The sequence below is a fragment of the Pseudomonas lactucae genome, from assembly GCF_016937615.1.
Taxonomy (GTDB): domain Bacteria; phylum Pseudomonadota; class Gammaproteobacteria; order Pseudomonadales; family Pseudomonadaceae; genus Aquipseudomonas; species Aquipseudomonas lactucae.
In genome coordinates this window covers 1-18,945 of sequence record NZ_JAFHKI010000029.1, presented here as the reverse complement: position 1 = coordinate 18,945, position 18,945 = coordinate 1, and the positions used below count along the sequence as shown (strand labels likewise).

16 protein-coding genes are annotated in these 18,945 nt (G+C 60.5%); all 16 read left to right on the top strand.

Annotated elements, in window-relative coordinates; genetic code table 11:
* Positions 1-251: 251 nt before the first annotated feature.
* Positions 252-992 carry a flagellar basal body rod protein FlgF gene (locus tag JWR98_RS06360; RefSeq protein ID WP_003175334.1) on the top strand — a complete coding sequence of 247 codons (741 nt, stop codon included), beginning with the start codon at positions 252-254 and terminating at the stop codon, positions 990-992.
* Positions 993-1,071: 79 nt separating this feature from the next.
* Positions 1,072-1,857: a flagellar basal-body rod protein FlgG gene (flgG, locus tag JWR98_RS06355; RefSeq protein ID WP_078734118.1), complete on the top strand. Its 786-nt coding sequence runs from the start codon at positions 1,072-1,074 to the stop codon at positions 1,855-1,857.
* 53 nt (positions 1,858-1,910) lie between these two features.
* Positions 1,911-2,606: a flagellar basal body L-ring protein FlgH gene (gene flgH, locus JWR98_RS06350; RefSeq protein ID WP_003175330.1), complete on the top strand. Its 696-nt coding sequence runs from the start codon at positions 1,911-1,913 to the stop codon at positions 2,604-2,606.
* 27 nt (positions 2,607-2,633) lie between these two features.
* The gene (locus JWR98_RS06345; protein ID WP_042945914.1) at positions 2,634-3,722 is read left to right on the top strand and encodes a flagellar basal body P-ring protein FlgI; all 1,089 of its coding nucleotides are present in this window, start codon (positions 2,634-2,636) and stop codon (positions 3,720-3,722) included.
* 10 nt (positions 3,723-3,732) lie between these two features.
* Positions 3,733-4,998 (top strand): flagellar assembly peptidoglycan hydrolase FlgJ, encoded by a 1,266-nt coding sequence (gene flgJ, locus JWR98_RS06340; protein WP_425273158.1) that lies wholly within the window; start codon positions 3,733-3,735, stop codon positions 4,996-4,998.
* A 10-nt stretch (positions 4,999-5,008) separates the two neighbouring features.
* Entirely contained in the window at positions 5,009-7,045 is a 2,037-nt protein-coding gene (gene flgK / locus JWR98_RS06335) for a flagellar hook-associated protein FlgK (RefSeq protein ID WP_078734116.1), read from the top strand.
* Positions 7,046-7,059: 14 nt separating this feature from the next.
* The gene (locus tag JWR98_RS06330) at positions 7,060-8,643 is read left to right on the top strand and encodes a flagellar hook-associated protein 3 (RefSeq protein WP_078734115.1); all 1,584 of its coding nucleotides are present in this window, start codon (positions 7,060-7,062) and stop codon (positions 8,641-8,643) included.
* Positions 8,644-8,919: 276 nt separating this feature from the next.
* Positions 8,920-9,849 carry a ketoacyl-ACP synthase III gene (locus JWR98_RS06325; protein WP_205489551.1) on the top strand — a complete coding sequence of 310 codons (930 nt, stop codon included), beginning with the start codon at positions 8,920-8,922 and terminating at the stop codon, positions 9,847-9,849.
* A 274-nt stretch (positions 9,850-10,123) separates the two neighbouring features.
* Positions 10,124-11,569 carry a flagellin N-terminal helical domain-containing protein gene (locus JWR98_RS06320; RefSeq protein ID WP_078734114.1) on the top strand — a complete coding sequence of 482 codons (1,446 nt, stop codon included), beginning with the start codon at positions 10,124-10,126 and terminating at the stop codon, positions 11,567-11,569.
* A gap of 75 nt (positions 11,570-11,644) precedes the next feature.
* Positions 11,645-12,004: a flagellar protein FlaG gene (locus tag JWR98_RS06315; protein ID WP_078734113.1), complete on the top strand. Its 360-nt coding sequence runs from the start codon at positions 11,645-11,647 to the stop codon at positions 12,002-12,004.
* Between the two features lie 79 nt (positions 12,005-12,083).
* Positions 12,084-13,484 (top strand): flagellar filament capping protein FliD, encoded by a 1,401-nt coding sequence (fliD, locus tag JWR98_RS06310; RefSeq protein WP_078734112.1) that lies wholly within the window; start codon positions 12,084-12,086, stop codon positions 13,482-13,484.
* A gap of 136 nt (positions 13,485-13,620) precedes the next feature.
* On the top strand, positions 13,621-14,010 hold the full coding sequence (gene fliS, locus JWR98_RS06305; protein ID WP_003175320.1) for a flagellar export chaperone FliS: 390 nt from the start codon (positions 13,621-13,623) through the stop codon (positions 14,008-14,010).
* A 24-nt stretch (positions 14,011-14,034) separates the two neighbouring features.
* Complete coding sequence (gene fliT, locus JWR98_RS06300) at positions 14,035-14,331, top strand: flagellar protein FliT (RefSeq protein WP_003175319.1); 297 nt, start codon at positions 14,035-14,037, stop codon at positions 14,329-14,331.
* A gap of 168 nt (positions 14,332-14,499) precedes the next feature.
* A complete protein-coding gene (locus JWR98_RS06295; RefSeq protein ID WP_078734111.1) occupies positions 14,500-15,975 on the top strand; it encodes a sigma-54 dependent transcriptional regulator in 1,476 nt (491 codons plus the stop codon).
* Positions 15,976-16,085: 110 nt separating this feature from the next.
* Positions 16,086-17,297: a sensor histidine kinase gene (locus tag JWR98_RS06290; RefSeq protein WP_078734318.1), complete on the top strand. Its 1,212-nt coding sequence runs from the start codon at positions 16,086-16,088 to the stop codon at positions 17,295-17,297.
* A gap of 6 nt (positions 17,298-17,303) precedes the next feature.
* A complete protein-coding gene (locus JWR98_RS06285; protein ID WP_078734110.1) occupies positions 17,304-18,680 on the top strand; it encodes a sigma-54-dependent transcriptional regulator in 1,377 nt (458 codons plus the stop codon).
* Positions 18,681-18,945: the final 265 nt, after the last annotated feature.

Below are 18,945 nucleotides of genomic sequence, written 5' to 3'. Positions count from 1 at the left end.
CTGAACCACCGCCATCGGGGGCAAGCCCCCTCCCACATTGGTTCTCTGTCACCCGTAAGACGGGTACTTGCCGTATGCGGCATAAGTCCGCCGTTTTTTCGACTATCCTCAGTCCTTCAAATCCTGCTGCCTGACCGCAAACCCCCGCCCAGCCTGCACTTCACCCTCTTTTCAAAAGTTGGTTCGCAAATTGCTTAAGCCTCATCAGTACAGCGGTGGGCGGCAAGCCTGCGTCAGAAAGAGGAAAGAGCGTGGACAAGTACCTTTATGTGGCAATGACCGGCGCCAGCCAGAATGCACTGGCGCAGAAGGCCCATGCCAACAACTTGGCGAACATTTCCACCAACGGTTTTCAACGCGACCTGGAACAGGCGCGTTCGATGCCGGTGTTCGGTGACAGCTTTCCGGCGCGGGCCTTTGCCATGACCGAACGTCCAGCGACCGACTTCAGCCCTGGGGCGATGATCGAGACCGGTCGCGACCTGGACGTGGCCGTCAACGGTGATGGCTGGATGGCCGTGCAGACCCCGGACGGCGGCGAAGCCTACGTGCGCAGCGCCAGCATGAACGTCGACGCGTTGGGCGTACTGCGCGCCGGTAACGGCATGCCGATCATGGGCAACGGTGGCCCGATTGCCGTGCCGCCGCAGCAGAAGATCGAAGTAGGCGCCGACGGCACCATCAGTATCCGCGCCATGGGCGAAGGCCCGCGCGTCATGGCCGAAGTGGACCGTATCAAGCTGGTCCAGCCGGACCTGAAGAATATGAATAAAGGCCTGGACGGCACCATCCACACCAAGGACGGCAAGCCGGCCGTGGCCGATGCGAGCGTCAAGCTGACCTCGGGTTTCCTGCAGGCGAGCAACGTCAATGCCGTTGAAGAAATGACGGCGGTGCTGGCGCTTTCCAAGCAGTTCGAGCTGCACATCAAGATGATGAACAGCGCCAAGGAAGACGACCAGGCCATGACCCGCGTCATGTCGATGAGCTAATCGCCTTTTTTAATAACGTTGGCTTTTAAATAAACAGCGCAGCACGGCGCCAACAAACAGGCGCACTGAGGAGAACAGCATGCTTCCGGCTCTATGGGTTGCCAAGACAGGTCTGTCCGCCCAGGACACCAACCTGACCACCATTTCCAACAACCTGGCGAACGTCTCGACCACGGGTTTCAAACGTGACCGTGCCGAATTCCAGGACTTGCTCTATCAGATCAAGAAGCAGCCTGGCGCCCAGTCGACCCAGGACAGCGAGCTGCCGTCGGGTCTGCAACTGGGTACCGGTGTGCAGATCGTCGGCACCCAGAAGAACTTCAGCGCCGGTAACCTGCAGCAGACCGGCCAGCCGCTGGACATGGCTATCAACGGCCGGGGTTTCTTCCAGATCCTGCAACCGGATGGCACCACGTCCTACACCCGTGACGGCACCTTCCACCTCGATTCCAACGGTCAGATCGTCACCGCCAATGGCTTTTCCCTGGAGCCCGCCGTGATCGTGCCGGCCGATGCCAAGACGTTCACCGTCGGCAACGACGGCACCGTGTCCATCACCGTGGCCGGCAACCCGGCCTCGCAAGTGATCGGCAACCTGCAAACCGCCGACTTCATCAACCCGGCCGGCCTGCAGGCGATGGGCAACAACCTGTTCCTGGAAACCGCTTCCAGCGGCGCGCCGCAAATCGGCACCCCTGGCCTGAACGGTTTTGGCACCACGCTGCAAAGCACTCTGGAAACCTCCAACGTGAGCACCGTTGAAGAGATGGTCAACATGATCACCACTCAACGCGCCTACGAGATGAACTCCAAGGTGATCTCCACCGCCGACCAGATGCTCTCGTTCGTTACGCAGAATCTGTAATCAAGTCTATGGGGCGCCTTAGTCAGCGCCTGCAACACCGTGAGGTAAGGGTCATGAATCGCTATGTTTCCGTTTTGGCATTGAGTGGGATTGCCGTGCTCGCGGGCTGTGTCGCCCCGACGCCAAAACCCAATGACCCGTACTACGCACCGGTGTTGCCGCGCACGCCGTTGCCGGCGGCGGCCAATAACGGCTCGATCTACCAGGCTGGTTTCGAACAGAACCTGTACAGCGACCGCAAGGCGTTCCGGGTCGGTGACATCATCACCATCACCCTGAACGAGAAGACCCAGGCCAGCAAAAACGCCAACTCGCAGATCGGCAAGACCAGCAAGGCGAGCCTCGGCCTCACTTCCTTGTTCGGCGGCGTACCCAACACCAATAACCCATTGGGCAGTGGTGACCTGAGCCTCGACGCCGGCTACAGCGGCGACCGCGCCACCAACGGCAAGAGCGCGGCGGCGCAGGGCAACACCCTGACCGGTTCGATCACGGTGACGGTGGCGGATGTGTTGCCCAACGGCATCATCGCCGTGCGCGGTGAGAAGTGGATGACCCTCAATACCGGTGACGAGCTGGTGCGCATCGCCGGGATGGTACGCGCCGATGACATCGCCACCGACAACACCGTGCCGTCGACGCGGATTGCCGATGCACGCATTACCTACTCGGGTACAGGTTCGTTTGCTGATGCGAGTCAGCCGGGCTGGTTCGATCGCTTCTTCCTTAGCCCGCTGTTCCCTTTCTAGGTGGCCACTTTGAAACTCAAACAGCTGATGGCGGCCGCACTCCTGCTTTCCTTGAGCGCTGTCGCCCAGGCCGAACGCCTGAAAGACATCGCCAGCATTTCCGGCGTGCGGTCCAACCAGTTGATCGGCTACGGCCTGGTGGTGGGGCTTAACGGTACAGGTGACCAGACCACCCAGACCCCGTTCACCCTGCAGACCTTCAACAACATGCTCTCGCAGTTCGGCATCAAGGTGCCGGCGGGCTCGGGCAACGTGCAGCTCAAGAACGTTGCGGCGGTGTCCATCAGTGCCGACTTGCCGGCGTTCTCCAAGCCTGGCCAGGTGGTGGACATCACCGTGTCGTCCATCGGTAACTCGAAAAGCCTGCGTGGCGGCACCTTGCTGATGACGCCGCTCAAAGGTATCGACGGCAACGTCTACGCCATCGCCCAGGGCAACCTGGTGGTGGGCGGGTTTGACGCCGAGGGCCGGGACGGTTCGAAGATCACTGTCAACGTACCGTCGGCCGGCCGTATTCCCGGCGGCGCCACGGTCGAGCGCACCGTGCCCAGTGGTTTCAACCAGGGCAACAGCCTGACCTTGAACCTCAACCGCTCCGACTTCACCACCGCCAAGCGCGTGGTCGACAAGATCAACGACATGCTCGGCCCAGGCGTGGCCCAGGCCCTCGATGGCGGCTCTATCCGCGTGACCGCACCGCTGGACCCAAGCCAGCGCGTGGATTACCTGTCGATCCTGGAAAACCTTGAAGTCGACCCGGGCCAGGCGGTGGCCAAAGTCATCATCAATTCGCGTACCGGTACCATCGTGATCGGCCAGAACGTCAAGGTGTCGCCGGCAGCGGTGACCCACGGCAGCCTGACCGTGACCATTACCGAAGACCCGATCGTCAGCCAGCCTGGGCCGTTGTCCAATGGTCAGACGGCGGTGGTGCCGCGCTCGCGCGTGAATGCCCAGCAAGAAGCCAAGCCGATGTTCAAGTTCGGCCCCGGTACCACCCTGGATGAGATTGTCCGCGCGGTGAACCAGGTGGGCGCGGCCCCCGGCGACTTGATGGCGATCCTCGAAGCGCTGAAACAGGCCGGCGCCTTGCAAGCCGACCTGATAGTGATCTGAGGCCATGGTCATGGACATGCGCAAGAGCGGTCTCACCAGCACGGCGGACTCGGGGTCTTACTCCGACCTGAACCGGCTTAACCAGCTCAAGGTCGGTGACGACAAGAACAGCGAAGGCAACATGCGCAAAGTGGCGCAGGAGTTCGAGTCGCTGTTCCTCAACGAGATGCTCAAGTCGATGCGCTCGGCCACCGAGGTGTTGGGTAAGGACAACCCGATGAACACCCCGGCCGCCAAGCAATACCAGGAAATGTACGACCAGCAGTTGGCCGTCTCGATGTCCCGCGAAGGTGGGGGTATCGGCCTGGCCGACGTGCTGATGCGCCAGATGCAGAAGAACAAACCCGTGGACGCTCAGGCGGCCACCTTGCAGGGCCCGGCGGCTGCCGAGCCTGCGAAGAAAGTCGATGTGCCGACCGAAATTGCCGCCGGCACCCAGGCCTCCGGTCCGCTGGGCCGCTCCAACGGTCAGCGTCCATTGTGGGCCTATCGCGTGGCGGAACCCCAGGCCGGTGCGGCTGCTGCCCACAGCAACGACATGGAGCTGATGAACCAGCGCCGTATCGCCTTGCCGAGCAAACTCACCGATCGCCTGCTGGCCGGTATCGTGCCGACCACCCAGGTCGCCACCGAGGCCAAGTCCGCGCCGCTGCGTAACAGTGCGTTGCAAGACAACGTGGTCAACAGCGCTGCGCGCAGCTTTGCCGTGCCCAGCGACCGCATGCAGATCTACAGCCGCGCCGTGGCCCAGCCGCCGTTGGCGCCGGCGAAGAAGGCGTTCAGTTCGCAGGATGAATTCGTCGCCACCATGTTGCCGATGGCCAAGGCCGCTGCCGCGCGCATTGGTGTCGATCCGAAGTACCTGGTGGCCCAGGCCGCGCTGGAAACCGGCTGGGGCAAATCAGTGATGCGCGCCGAGGACGGCAGCAGCAGCCACAACCTGTTCGGCATCAAGGCCGGCCAGAGTTGGCAGGGCGGCCAGGCGCGTGCGATCACCAGCGAGTTTCGCGACGGCGCGATGGTCAAGGAAACGGCGCAGTTTCGCTCCTACGATTCCTATCAGGACAGCTTCCACGACCTGGTGACCTTGCTGCAAAGCAATGATCGCTATAAAGAAGTGTTGAAGTCGGCCGACAACCCGGAACAATTTGTGCGCGAGTTGCAAAAGGCCGGTTACGCCACTGACCCTGCCTACGCCAGCAAGATTTCGCAGATCGCAAAAACGATGAACAGTTACCAGAATTACGCTGCCGCGGGCGCGACCACTCATTTATAAGGTCTGAACCATGAGTTTGCTCAATATCGGGATGTCGGGGCTTAACGCCGCTCAAGGATCGTTGTCGGTTCTGAGTAACAACATCGCCAACGTCAACACCCCGGGATACTCACGTCAGCAGACCACTCAGAACGCCGGCGCCAGCAACCCCTACGGCGGCGTGTACATCGGCACCGGTACGACGCTGGCGGATGTGCGCCGCATTTATAACGATTTTCTGGGCGCGGCCTATCAAGGCAGCACCGCCCTCAACAGTGACGCCACCACTTACGCGGGCCAGGCCGCTGCGATCGACAAGACCTTGTCGGACAAATCGACCGGCATGTCGGCCGTGCTCAGCGCATTTTTTGCCTCCCTGCAGACCGCGGCGGCAACGCCCAGCGATGTGTCCGCGCGGCAGTTGCTGGTCACCAGCGCCCAGACCTTGAGCAACCGCTTCAACGCGATCTCCACGCAATTGACCCAGCAGAAAGAAGGCATCAACGCCCAACTGAGCACCATGAGCGACCAGGTCAACAAACTGACGTCGTCGATTGCATCGCTCAATGCTCAAATCACCACCGCCCAAAGCTCATCGACCAGCGCGCCGGCCAACTTGCTGGATGCGCGTAACGAGGCTGTGCGTTCGCTCAATGAGCTGATCGGCGTGACGGCCACCGAGAAAAACGGTCAGTTCAGCATCAACACCGGCACCGGCCAGTCGTTGGTGGAAGGCAACATCGCCAATACGATCTCGGCGGTGCCGAGCAAGGCCGACAACAGTCAGTACACCATCCAGCTGAACATGGGCGACACGGCAATTGACATCGGTAATGTGGTCAGCGGCGGCAGTATTGGCGGCCTGTTGCGTTATCGCAGTGATGCGCTGATGCCCGCCATCAATGACTTGGGGCGCATCGCCATTGCCACCGCCGACAGCGTCAACAGCCAGTTGGGGCAGGGCCTGGACCTGAACAGCGATTTTGGCTCCTCGCTGTTCGGCGACATTAACAGCGCCATCGCGATTGCCCAGCGAAGCCAGGCGTCAACGGGTAATAGTGCTGGGTCGGGCAACCTGAATGTGACGATTGCCGACAGCAGCAAGCTGTCGACCTTTGACTACAAGGTGACCTTCACCAGCGGCAACCTGTACAACGTGGTGCGCTCGGACGGCAAAGCCATGGGCTCGTTCGATACCACCACCACGCCGCCACCGGTGATCGACGGCTTCACCCTGGCGTTGGATGGCGCGGGCCCGGTCGCTGCTGGTGACAGCTTCAAGATCAGTCCGACGGCCAACGGCGCCAGCGGTATCAGTGTCGAGCTCAAAGACCCGAACAAACTTGCGTTTGCCGCGCCTTTGGCCGGTAACGCCAGCAAGACCAACACCGGTACCGGTGCGTTCACGCCTCCCACCTTGACGGTGCCGATCGATATCAATGGTGGCGCGGCCACCGCCCAGTTGCGCACCGGGATCGAAAACTCGATGCCGGTGAAGATGCTCTTCGGCAAGCCTGCGGCGGATGGTACCCAGCCGTATTCGATCAGTGATGCCCAGGGCAATCCGCTCGGCACCGGCACCATCATTCCGGGGCAGGGCAACAAGATCACCGTCAATGTGCCGATGCGCGATGCCGCCGGCGCGTTGATTCCGGGCAAAAGTTTCAGCTTTGACACCAGTGTGTCCGGTGCGCCCGCCGACGGCGACAGCACAACCTTTTCATTCAACAGTGGCGCCACGTCCGATGGGCGCAATGCCCAGCAGTTGCTGGGGTTGCAGACCAAGGCGACGGTCGGCGCGGTGGATGGCAATGCGGGCGTGAGCCTGGTCAGCGCCAACAGCCGGCTGGTGTCCCAGGTGGGCTCCAAGGCAGCCCAGGCCAATACCGACAGCACCGCCACCGGTGCCTTGCTGGCGGCGAACAAGGCGGCCAGCAACTCCGTGTCCCAGGTCAACCTGGACGAGGAGGCGGGCGACATGATCAAGTTCCAGCAGTACTACACGGCGTCGTCGCAGATCATCAAGGCCGCGCAAGAAACCTTCAGTACACTGATCAACGCCCTTTAAAGGAGTCTGGAACGATGCGTATCTCTACACAGCAGTATTTCGACACCAGCTCCACCAAGTACCAGGACAACTATTCTGGTGTGGTGAAGGCCCAGGACCAGGCCTCTACCGGCGTGCGTGTGCAAACCGCTTCCGATGACCCGGTGGCCGCGGCCCAATTGCTGATGCTGCAACAACAGAAAGACATGCTGGGGCAGTACAACGGCAACATCACCACCTTGCAGAACTCGCTGAACAACGAAGAAAGCGTGCTGTCGAGCATCAGCCTGGCGATGCAGACCGCCAGTGGCCTGGCGCTGCAGGCCGGTAACCTGCAGATGAGCAACGATGATCGCAAGGCGATCGCCGCCCAGGTGGGAGCGCTTGAGGATCATGTGCTGGGCCTGCTCAACAGCAAGGACTCCAGCGGCAACTACATGTTCTCCGGGGCCAAGACCGACACGCCACCCTACAGCCGTAACAACGATGGCACCTACACCTATCAGGGTGATGAAACGCCGTTGAGCCTGCAGGTATCGAGCAACCTGTCGATTTCCATGGGCGATACCGGCAAGACCCTGCTTGAAAGTTCTTCCAATGTCGGTCGCACCCAAACCACGCTGTTGCCGCCTTCGGTCAATGACGGCAAGGTCTCGATTTCGGCCGGCCTGGTGACGTCCGGCACGGCTTATACCAAGAGTTTCGCCGATGGCCAGCCGTACAAGCTGACCTTCGCCAGCAGCACCCAATACAGCGTGACCGACAACGCGGGTAACGATGTCACGTCGGAGATCACCGGCAACGGCCTGTTCGACTCCACCAAGGAAGGCGCGTCCAGCGTCAACCTGCGCGGGGTCAAGTTCGACATTACCCTGAACCTGGGAGCGGGAGTTGCCTCGGGGCCTCCCTCCGATGCATTGGTGGCCGGCAAGGAATTCACCCTTGAAAGCAAGCCGGATACCTTCAGCAGCTCGCGTACGGCAAGCAATGCGTCCACCGCGCAGCTGACCGGTGGTCGCGTTACCGATCAGGCCGCGTACGCCAGCACTTTCCCGAACTCGGGGGCGGTGATCAAATTTACCAGCGGCACTGCCTACGACGTGTACGCCCAGCCCTATACGGTTGATAGCAAATCCATTGCCTCAGGCACCATTGCCGCGGGCGCGACAACCGTCACCACGGTCGGGGTGACCTTTGATGTGAGCGGCACGCCGGGTGCCGGCGATCAGTTTTCGATCGGTGCCACGAGCAACAAGAATATGAACGCCCTGGATACCTTGGGCCAATTGCGCAAAGCCCTGGAGGCTCCGGCGGATGGTGATCCGATTGCCAGGGCCAAGCTCAAGGATGTCATCAATACCTCCATCGGCAACCTGGCCAACGCTGACGCGCAGATCAACCAGGTACGCGGCTCCATTGGCGCGCGGCAAAACGCCTTGGATATTCAGGGCCAGGAAAACACCAGCCTGGGTCTGGCCAACACCTCCACCATGTCATCGCTGGCAAACGTCGATATGGGGCAGGCTGCGATTGACCTGACGTTGCAGCAGACCATGCTGCAGGCGTCGCAACTGGCCTTTGTGAAAATCTCCCAGTTGAGCCTGTTCAGCCGCATGTAATGGGCTGTCGGCGCAAGCGGCCCACCCTGGCGACAGGGTGGGCGTTGTCGTTTCTGGCGCCGTGAATGTTGCGGGGTTTTGCATAAAGCGCACAAAATTGAGTGACCTGTGAGTCATAAAGCGCATCTTCACTGTATCGTATGAAAAGGATAAGTTGTCGCAGCTTCTTTACGCGGCGGCTTTCAGCGATTTTTTACGGGGTTATCCCCTTTATTGTCAGCGCTCCCGGCGTAGCCCGAGGGGTGTTATCCAGCTATTTAGTATTGGGAAGCCACAATGATTGGCATAAAAAGCATCGCCAGTTACGTGCCGGCGGACGGTATCGATAACTACGCCCAGGGTGCCAAATTCGCCAAGGATGAAGAATTCATCATCGGCAAGATCGGTTCGGCGTTCCTGCCACGCAAGGAAGCGGCGCAGGAGACCTCCGACCTGTGTGTCGAGGCGGCCAATGCCTTGTTTACTGCCAACCCTGGATTGTCGCGCGAATCCATCGATGCGGTGATCGTCGTGACCCAGAACGGCGATGAGGAAGGGCTGCCCCACACGGCCGCCATCGTCCAGGACAAATTGGGCCTGCCGACTCACGTGGCGGCGTTCGATATTTCCCTGGGCTGCTCCGGCTATGTCTACGGCATCTATGCGATGAAAGGCTTCATGGAAGCCACCGGCCTGAAGAACGGTCTGCTGATCACCGCCGACCCTTATTCGAAGATCGTCGACCCGGAGGACCGCAACACCACCATGCTGTTCGGCGATGCCGCCACGGCCACCTGGATGGGTGAAGAGGCTCCATGGCAGTTGGGCAAGGCGAAATTCGGCACTGACGGTTCGGGCGCGCCGCACCTGAAGGTCAGCGACGGTGTGTTTTTCATGAACGGTCGCCAGGTGTTCAACTTCGCGTTGCTCAAGGTTCCCGCGCATTTGCACGAGCTGCTCAACGAATCGGACCTCAAGGCCGACGAGATCGATGCGTTCTGCATCCACCAGGGCAGTGCGGCCATTGTTGACGCCGTGGCGCGGCGTTTCGAAGACGCGCCGGTAGAGAAGTTCATCAAGGACATGGTCGAGACCGGCAACACCGTGTCATCGAGCATTCCGTTGCTGCTGGAAAAGCACGTGATGGATGCCACGTGGAAGCGCGTGGCGATCAGCGGTTTCGGCGTGGGCCTGTCGTGGGGCTCGGCGATTCTCTATCGTCCCTGACGTTTCAGTAGACCGGTTCTGCATAAAAGCAAACGCCGATGATCAAAAGATCATCGGCGTTTTTTATTTGGCGCCAAAAAAAAACATAAAATCACGGGTTGGAGTCGGCCTAAGGCCTTGAATTACAAGGGGTGGCACGGCGCCATTAAAAAAAATCAAAAAAATCCTCAAGCAACCGGCTACCACGACGATAACTATTACGTAGGTTCTCTAGGCCACACCCGGCGGTTGCCAGGGCCGGAAGCCGCAGTACACCACCCACGAGGATTTCGTCATGGCATTAACAGTAAACACCAACCTTGCTTCGTTGACCGTTCAGAGCAACCTGAACAAGGCTTCCGGCGCTCTGCAAACTTCCATGCAGCGTCTGTCCTCCGGCCTGCGTATCAACAGCGCCAAGGACGATGCGGCCGGCCTGCAAATTTCCAACCGTCTGACCAGCCAGATCAACGGCCTGGGCGTTGCAATCAAAAACGCCAACGACGGTAGCTCGATTGCTCAGACCGCTGAAGGCGCGATGCAGCAGTCCACCAACATCCTGCAAAGCATGCGTACCCTGGCCCTGCAATCGGCCAACGGCTCGCCAAGCGCTGAAGACCGCAAGTCGAACCAGGCTCAATACGCTGCTCTGACTGCTGAACTGACCCGTATCGCTACCACCACTACCTTCGGTGGCAAGAACCTGCTGGACGGTTCTTTCGGTACCACTTCGTTCCAGGTCGGCGCCAACGCCAACCAGACTATCGACATGAGCATCGGTAACGTTGCAGCCAACAACATTGGTTCGCAGCAGCTGAAAACTCAAGCCCTGACCCCTTCGGCAACCGGTATTGCCGGTGGTGCTGTCACCGTTACCGGTGGTGGCCAGACCGCTACTGTGACCCTGGCTGCTGGTGCTTCCGCCAAGCAGATCGCTGCGCAAATGAACGGCGCCGTTGGTGGCCTGTCTGCAACTGCCAGCACTGAAGCTCAGTTCACCGTGAACACCGCTACCATCGCTGCCGCCACTCCGCCGAGCGCTAACTTCACCCTGCAAGTGGGCAGCGGTGCAGCCGTTCAGTTCACTGGCGTGACCAAAACTTCCGACCTGGCTGACCAACTGAAGTCCAACGCTGCCAAGCTGGGCATCAGCGTCAACTACGATTCGTCCACCGACGCTCTGTCGGTGAAGTCCGACACCGGTGAGAACCTGACCTTCAACGCCGGTGACGGTGGTGCTGCTGGTATCTCGGTCGCTACCAAAGACGGCACAGGTACCTACGGTACTGCTACTGCCCTGGCCGCCACCGCGATTATCGCCACGGGTGCTGTTTCGCTGAACTCCTCCAGCAGCTACGCGCTGAATGGTCCTGGTGTAGCCGGTGTGTTCGCTGCCGGTGCCGCTACCGCCGCCAACTCGGCCAAAACCACCGTCAACAACACTGACATCACCACGGCTTCCAACGCGCAGAACTCGATCGACGTGATCACCCAGGCGATCTCGGACATCGACTCCCAGCGTGCCGGTCTCGGTGCTGTACAAAACCGTTTCGACAACACCGTTGCCAACCTGCAGAGCATTGCAGACAACTCCAGCGCCGCTCGCGGTCAGATCCAGGACGTTGACTACGCTGCAGAAACTGCTCAGCTGACCAAGCAACAAACCCTGCAACAGGCTTCCACCGCGATCCTGTCCCAGGCCAACCAACTGCCATCTTCTGTACTGAAGCTGCTTCAGTAATAGCCATCGGTAGATGACTGACGGAAGGGCGCGTTTACGTGCCCTTTTGTCTTTTGCGTGATGAGGAGATTGGACATGGACATGAGCATCAAGTTGAACCTGTCTTATCCTGCAGCGGCGCCGCAGAGCGTTCCTGCTCCCGTAAACAATGACCTGCAGAAGACCAAGGTAGATCCTGTGGCTGCCACGGTCGAAACCAAGCAGGACTCGAAGCCGTCCGACCTTCAACAGGCGGTAACGGACATTCGCAACTTCGTCCAGGCTGCCCAGCGCAACCTGGATTTTTCGATTGATGACAGCACCCATCAGGTGGTGGTCAAAGTCATTGCGACTGACAGCGGCGAAATTATTCGCCAGATTCCGTCGGAAACCGCATTGAAACTTGCACAGAGCCTTCACGACGCCAGCAGCGTACTGTTTGACGCCAAAGTCTGAGCTGGCATGAATTTTGTTGCTGTAGCTGCTTTAGGCGTCGTCCGTCAATAAAGCGCCAGCCCCGATCAGGAGAAGTGTCATGGGTGATATCACGGTAAGCGGCCCGGTTACAGGGATTAATACCGAGTCGATCGTTACTGCTTTGGTGAACGCGGAGCAAGCGCCCAAGCAGTCGCAGATCAACAAGCAGACGCAGACGCAGACCGCCCAGCTGTCCTCGATCGGCAAGATTCAAGCGGCATTGTCGGCCTTTCGCGGCGCCATGGACAACATGACCAAGGACGCCAGTATCGGTGGCCTGACGGCCACGACTTCTGACACCGCCGTGTCCACTGTCACCTTGGGGGCCGGTGCTTCCGCGGGCAGCTATCAGTTGGTGGTCACCCAGTTGGCGACCGCCTCGAAGATCGCGACCCAGAACTTCGCCGGTGGCGCCAAGACCGTCGTCAACTCCGGCAGTACCGCGACGACCCTGGAGATTTCCCAGTCAGGCCAGAGTTATGGCGTGAGTGTTGCGCCGGGCGCCACCCTGCAGCAGGTGCGTGACTCGATCAACTCGCAGTACAGCAGCGCAGGCTTGAGCGCCAACATCCTGACCGACGCCACCGGTTCGCGCTTGGTTGTCACTTCGACCAACACCGGCGCAGGCACCGACATTACCCTGGGCGGTAATTCCGGCCTGCAAGCGGGTACTTCGGTGGTCGGCGGTGCACCGCAGAATGCCAAATACACCATTGACGGTACGGCTCAGGAGTCCAAGAGCAACACCCTGTCCGATGCGATCAGTGGTGTGAGCATCAAGCTGACGGCCGTATCGCCACTGCCCACCGGCGTCACGGACGAGACCAAGCGAATTGCGTCGACCATTACGGTCGCCCGTAGCAACGACACCCTCAAGAGTTCGGTCAAGGGCTTTGTCGATACCTATAACGCATTGATCACCGCGATCAGTACCGAGACCAAAGTCACCACCAACCCCGACGGCAGCACCACGCCGTCGGCGCTGACGGGCGATGCCACCATGCGCTCTTTGCAATCGGCGCTGCGCAGCGAGTTGAACGCACTGAGCGGTTCGGGCACGTTGAAGTCTCTGGCTCAATTTGGCGTGAACACTGACCAGACCACCGGCAAGCTGAGCATTGACGACAAGATCTTCAGCGCGGCAGTCGCTAGCAACCCTACGGACATCGGCGGCATTTTCAACGGTGACAAGGGCCTGCTGGCGCGCATGAAAACCGCGACCGACAGTTATGCGCTGAGCGGCACCGGCGTGCTCGCCACGCGCAGCTCGACGCTGTCGGATAACCTCAAGGACCTGCAGAACCAGCAGGACACCCTGACCGCGCGCATGGCTGCGCTGAAGACGAGCCTGACCGCCAAGTACACCACGATGAACAACCTGGTCGCCCAGCTCACCAACCAACGCTCCAGTGTCATGACCACGCTCAATGCGCTGAACAAAAACAACTCGGATAATTGATCCGCGTTGCAGTCGCCCCGGTGAGCGGCACCGGGCGCGGCGTCGCCTGATCGGCGGGTTAAAGTTTTGTGCAGTCCCGACGACATATTAGTCAGAGCCCATCCTATTTAGCTGTTGCCTGTCACGAGGTCGAAAAATGAATCCCATGAGAGCCCTTCGCCAATACCAGAAGGTCAATTCCCATGCCCAGGTCTCCGAGGCCAGCCCGCACCGTCTGGTCCAGATGCTGATGGAAGGCGCATTGGATCGCATGGCTCAGGCCAAAGGCGCCATGGCTCGTGGTGATATCGCGCAGAAAGGCCTGCTGTTGGGCAAGGCGATCGATATTCTGATCGGTCTGCGCGATGGCCTGAACCCGGAAAAAACCGATGACCCGGCCGCCTTGCAGCAATTGGACAACCTGTACGCCTACATGACCACGCGCCTGCTTGAAGCCAACAGCAAGAGCGATGTCACGATGATCGATGAAGTGGCGGGCCTGATGATTACCCTGAAGGAAGGTTGGGACGGTATTGCAACACAGTAGGCCGCTTGGCCTGAGGATGATGTCATGAGCCACGCCCTGCAACGGATTGACGAGACCCGCGAAGCCTTGGTGGACGCATTGGCGCAACGTAACTGGGACGCTATCGGCGAACTGGACCTGGGTTGTCGTGCGGTGATCGATGAGGCGCTGCACAATGCGCCGGTAGACGAAGGCGCACTGCGCGAGAAGCTAGAGAGCCTGCTGGCGGTGTACCAGCAGTTGCTCGAGGTGACGACCGGCGAGCGCCAGGCGATTTTTGAAGAGATGTCGCAGATCAACCGCGCGCAAAATGCGTCAAAGGTCTACCATCTGTTCGGCTGAACAGGCGCAGTTAATCCAACCGGCGCGTCATAAATTTGACCGTGCCAGCTTTTTTGACTTAACTAGTGCTGTTTTCAGAGTTCAGACGTCTATAGAGTACGAAGTCCTACAGCCGTCTCGATTGCCCTTACACCGGGCAGGAAGTTTTACTAGGGAAGTTGCTATTGCATGTGGCGTGAAACCAAAATTCTGCTGATCGATGACGATAGCGTCCGCCGCCGCGATTTAGCGGTGATTTTAAATTTTCTCGGTGAAGAAAATTTGCCCTGCGGCAGCCATGATTGGCAGCAGGTGGTCAGCTCATTGTCATCGAGCCGTGAAATCATTTGTGTGCTGATCGGGACGGTAAACGCTCCTGGCGCAGTTTTGGGCTTGTTAAAGACACTGTCTACCTGGGATGAGTTCCTTCCGGTGTTGCTAATCGGTGATATTTCTTCTGTCGAGCTGCCGGAAGACCAGCGCCGCCGTGTGCTTTCCACCCTCGAAATGCCGCCCAGCTACAGCAAACTGCTCGACTCCCTGCACCGTGCCCAGGTCTATCGCGAGATGTACGACCAGGCCCGCGAGCGCGGCCGTCACCGCGAACCCAACCTGTTCCGCAGCCTGGTCGGCACCAGCCGTGCGATCCAGCACGTGCGCCAGATGATGCAGCAAGTGGCCGATACCGACGCCAGCGTGTTGATCCTCGGCGAGTCCGGCACCGGCAAGGAAGTGGTCGCGCGCAACCTGCACTACCATTCCAAGCGTCGCGATGGGCCGTTCGTGCCGGTCAACTGCGGGGCGATCCCGGCAGAGCTGCTCGAAAGCGAACTGTTCGGCCACGAGAAGGGCGCCTTTACCGGGGCGATCACCAGTCGTGCCGGGCGTTTCGAGCTGGCCAACGGCGGCACTCTGTTCCTCGACGAAATCGGCGACATGCCGCTGCCGATGCAGGTCAAGCTGCTGCGCGTGTTGCAGGAGCGCACCTTCGAGCGCGTGGGCAGCAACAAGACCCAGAGCGTCGACGTGCGCATCATCGCGGCGACCCACAAGAACCTCGAAAGCATGATCGAGATCGGCAGCTTCCGCGAAGACCTGTACTACCGCCTCAACGTCTTCCCGATCGAGATGGCCCCGTTGCGCGAGCGCGTGGAAGATATTCCGCTGCTGATGAACGAGCTGATCTCGCGCATGGAGCACGAAAAACGCGGTTCGATCCGCTTCAACTCCGCCGCAATCATGTCCCTGTGCCGTCACGGCTGGCCGGGCAATGTCCGTGAGCTGGCCAACCTGGTCGAGCGCATGGCGATCATGCACCCCTACGGGGTGATCGGGGTGGTCGAGCTGCCGAAGAAATTCCGCTATGTCGATGACGAAGACGAGCAACTGGTCGACAGCCTGCGCAGCGACATGGAAGAGCGCGTGGCGATCAACGGCCACACGCCGAACTTCGGTTCCTCGGCCATGCTGCCGCCGGAAGGTCTGGACCTGAAGGACTACCTCGGCAACCTGGAACAAGGCTTGATTCAACAGGCCCTGGACGACGCCAATGGCATCGTCGCCCGTGCCGCCGAGCGCTTGCGCATCCGTCGAACCACGCTGGTGGAGAAGATGCGCAAGTACGGTATGAGCCGTCGCGAAGGTGATGAACAGCCGGATGATTGACGCCTGTTTTTTAAACCGCTGAAATTTCAGCGGTTTTTTTTCGGCACGGGTATTGCTACAGCCCTCGCAACGTTCCGTTTAACTGACGGTCAGCCAAGCGAGAGAGCATGATGCCCCACGCCGCCCAATTAGCTTCGGCCCCTGCCATCCAGGGGCTCGTTCCGTCTGCAGAGCCCCTGGCCCGCCAGGGTCTGGAACAAGCGTTCTCGCAGTTCAGCCAGATGTCGAGCCAACTGACCGATTCCTACAGCCTGCTGGAAGCCCGGGTCTCCGAGCTCAAAGGCGAACTGGCGGTGGTCAGCGCCCAGCGCATGCAAGAGCTGGCCGAGAAAGAGCGCCTGGCCAACCGCCTGCAAAACCTGCTGTCGCTGTTGCCCGGTGGCGTGATTGTCATTGATGAGGACGGTCGCGTGCGCGAAGCCAACCCGGCCGCCTGCGACATGCTCGGCCTGCCACTGGAGGGCGAGCTGTGGCGCCATGTCATCACGCGCTGCTTTGCGCCACGTGAAGATGACGGGCATGAAATCTCCCTCAAGGACGGCCGCCGCCTGTCCATTGCCACCCGTTCCCTGGACGCTGAGCCGGGCCAACTGGTGTTGCTCAATGACCTGACTGAAACCCGTCACCTGCAAGACCAGCTGGCACGCCACGAGCGCTTGTCATCGTTGGGGCGCATGGTTGCCTCCTTGGCGCATCAGATCCGTACGCCGTTGTCGGCCGCGTTGATCTACGCCAGTCATTTGACCGATGAGCAACTGCCCGCCGCCACCCAGCAGCGTTTCGCCGGTCGGCTCAAGGAGCGGTTGCACGAGCTCGAACACCAGGTACGCGACATGCTGGTGTTTGCCCGCGGTGAATTGCCGCTGACCGACCGCGTCACGCCTGACCAACTGATGCAAGCCTTGCAGGCTGCGGCTGCGGCCCATGTTCAAGACACCCAGGTGCGCTGGCAGTGCGACAGCCATTTCGGCGAGTTGCTGTGCAACCGCGACACGCTGGTGGGGTCATTGCTCAATCTGATCGAGAACGCGATCCAGGCCAGCGGGCCCGGCGCGCGGCTCAAGGTGCACCTGTACCGTCGCGAGCAAACCCTGCGCCTGTGCATCAGCGACAGCGGCAGTGGCATCGAGCCTACGGTGCTCCGGCGCCTGGGTGAACCGTTTTTTACCACCAAGACCAACGGCACCGGCCTGGGCCTGACCGTGGTCAAGGCGGTGGCACGTGCCCATCAGGGAGAATTGCAGCTGCATTCCCGTGTCGGGCGTGGCACCTGTGCATTGATGACCTTGCCGCTGTTTTCAGGCGCGGCAAGCGCGGAGTAAAGAGTCATGGCTATCAAGGTTCTGTTGGTGGAAGACGATCGCGCCCTGCGTGAAGCATTGGCTGACACGCTGCTGCTGGCGGGCCATGACTACCGGGCGGTCGGTTCTGCCGAGGACGCCTTGGAGGCGGTCGAGCAGGAGTCCTTCAGCCTGGTGGTCAGCGATGTGAACATGCCCGGCATGGACGGCCACCAGTTGCTGGGCCTGCTGCGTGTGCGCCAGCCGCAACTGCCGGTGTTGCTGATGACCGCTCACGGCGCGGTGGAGCGGGCGGTGGACGCGATGCGCCAAGGCGCGGCGGATTACCTGGTCAAGCCGTTCGAACCCAAGGCGCTGATCGAGTTGGTGGCACGGCACGCCCTGGGCGTGATCCCCGCCAGCGACGGCGAGGGCCCGATTGCCTTTGAACCGGCCAGTGCGCAATTGCTGGAGTTGGCGGCTCGGGTGGCGCGCAGTGATTCCACGGTGTTGATTTCCGGCGAGTCGGGTACCGGTAAAGAGGTGCTGGCGCGGTATATCCACCAGCAATCGACCCGCGCCAAGCAACCGTTCATCGCCATCAATTGCGCGGCGATCCCCGACAACATGCTCGAAGCCACCTTGTTCGGCCACGAAAAAGGCTCGTTCACCGGTGCCATCGCCGCCCAGGCGGGCAAGTTCGAACAGGCCGACGGCGGTACGATCCTGCTCGATGAAATCTCGGAAATGCCCCTGGGCCTGCAAGCCAAACTGTTGCGGGTGCTGCAGGAGCGCGAAGTCGAGCGTGTCGGCGCGCGCAAGCCGATCCAGCTGGATATCCGCGTGGTCGCCACCACCAACCGCGACCTCGCCGGCGAAGTGGCGGCGGGGCGCTTTCGTGAAGATCTGTTCTACCGGCTCTCGGTATTCCCGCTGGCCTGGCGCCCATTGCGCGAGCGCCCGGCGGACATCATTCCGCTGGCCGAGCGCCTGCTGAACAACCACGTCAAAAAAATGAAGCACGCCCAGGCGCGGCTGTCGGCCGAGGCCCAGGCCTGTCTGATCAGCTACCCCTGGCCCGGCAATGTGCGGGAGCTGGACAACGCTATCCAGCGGGCGTTGATCCTGCAGCAGGGGGGCCTGATCCAGCCGCAGGATTTCTGCCTGGCCATGGGCAGTGGTGCTGCGCCATTGCCGACGTTGGCGCCCGCGCCGGTGGTGACCGAGGCTGAGTCTGCCGGTGCGCTGGGCGATGACCTGCGGCGCCGTGAATTCCAGATGATCATCGACACCCTGCGCGCCGAGCGTGGCCGGCGCAAAGAGGCCGCCGAGCGCCTGGGCATCAGCCCGCGCACCTTGCGCTACAAGCTGGCGCAGATGCGCGATGCGGGGATGGATGTGGAAGCGTATCTGTTTGCCACCTGACTTCGCCCAATAGCTACGTATCTTTGGCGTGAGCTTGCTCCCGTGACGGCCTGATAGCCGACGCGTATCTGGCTGACGGCTCGCGATCCAAATGTGGGAGGGGGCTTGCCCCCGATGGCTGCTTGTCAGGCGACTAATTTTTTGGATCTGACCGAGTACATATCCGTTTCTGCGGTAACGGCCACTTAGGGTTACGCCCTTACGGCGTGTCACTTTTGGAAGGACCCAAAAGTAACCAAAAGGTCCTCGCCCCAACACTCGGCAC